The organism is Actinocrinis puniceicyclus (assembly GCF_018283645.1).
In the GTDB taxonomy this organism is placed as follows: domain Bacteria; phylum Actinomycetota; class Actinomycetes; order Streptomycetales; family Catenulisporaceae; genus Actinocrinis; species Actinocrinis puniceicyclus.
In genome coordinates this window covers 1-440 of record NZ_JAGSXH010000378.1, presented here as the reverse complement: position 1 = coordinate 440, position 440 = coordinate 1, and the positions used below count along the sequence as shown (strand labels likewise).

1 protein-coding gene is annotated in these 440 nt (G+C 64.5%); it reads left to right on the top strand.

The window, feature by feature from the left end; translation table 11 throughout:
• Window positions 1-440: acyltransferase domain-containing protein (locus tag KGA66_RS32585; RefSeq protein WP_211472904.1), on the top strand; the 440-nt coding region annotated here is incomplete at both ends.

Genomic DNA, 440 nt, shown 5'->3' with positions numbered 1-440 from the left:
CACCACACCCACTACACCCAACCCGCCCTCTTCACCCTCGAAACCGCCCTCTACCGCCTCACCCAAACCTTCGGCATCCAACCCGACTACCTCACCGGCCACTCCCTCGGCGAAATCACCGCCGCCCACACCGCCGGCATCCTCACCCTCCCCGACGCCGTCACCCTCGTCGCCCACCGCGCCCGCCTCATGCAACAAACCCCCACCGGCGCCATGCACGCCATCAACGCCACCGAAGAACAAGTCCGCCACGCCCTCCAAGGACACGAACACCACACCGCCATCGCCGCCATCAACGGACCCACCCACACCGTCATCTCCGGCGACACACAAACCACCAACACCATCGCCCAACACTTCGCCGCCCAAGGACACAAAACCCGACGCCTCAACACCCACCACGCCTTCCACTCCCCCCACACTGTCTCTTATACACATCT